Source organism: Streptomyces violens (assembly GCF_000717745.1).
Classification (GTDB): Bacteria; Actinomycetota; Actinomycetes; order Streptomycetales; family Streptomycetaceae; genus Streptomyces; species Streptomyces violens.
Genome location: NZ_JOBH01000043.1, coordinates 1 through 710, shown reverse-complemented (window position 1 = coordinate 710; position 710 = coordinate 1). Strand labels below are relative to the sequence as shown.

The 710-nt window shown below is 72.3% G+C and carries 1 protein-coding gene; it reads right to left on the bottom strand.

The features are described from left to right. A partial coding sequence (gene leuD, locus IF04_RS40075; protein WP_078601215.1) for a 3-isopropylmalate dehydratase small subunit occupies positions 1 to 710 on the bottom strand: 710 nt, incomplete at both ends.

Genomic DNA, 710 nt, shown 5'->3' with positions numbered 1-710 from the left:
TCCAGCAGTCGCCAACGGGCGTTCTCGTCCAGCTCGAATGCGGCCTTGATGCCCTGGGCGCGTACCTCGCGGTGCACCAGGTCGACGGTGACCTCGGCGGTGGGGTCGGCCTCGGCCAGCTGCTGCAGCGCCTCGACGGTCTCCTGCGGCAGCACGACCGTCAGCAGTCCGTTCTTGAGGGAGTTGCCGCGGAAGATGTCGGCGAAGCGGGAGGAGATGACGGCCTTGAAGCCGTAGTTCTGCAGGGCCCAGACGGCGTGCTCGCGGGAGGAGCCGGTGCCGAAGTCGGGGCCGGCGACCAGGACGGTGGCGCCCTGGTAGGCCTCCTGGTTCAGCACGAAGTCGGGCTGTTTGCGCCAGGCCTCGAAGAGACCGTCCTCAAACCCGTCCCGGGTGACCTTCTTCAGCCAGTGGGCGGGGGCGGGCGCGGGGGCGGCGTCGGACAGGTCGGCGGGGGAGGCCAGGTGGCCGAGCACCGCGGTGGCGGCGGCGACCTGGGGGGAGACCAGGTGGGTGCGGCCGCCCTTGCCCTGCCGGCCCTCGAAGTTGCGGTTGGAGGTGGAGGCGGAGCGCTCGCCGGGGGCCAGCTGGTCGGGGTTCATGCCCAGGCACATCGAGCAGCCCGCGTGCCGCCATTCGGCGCCGGCGGCGGTGAAGACCTTGTCCAGGCCCTCCTCGACGGCCTGCAGCGCCACCCGCACCGAACCGGG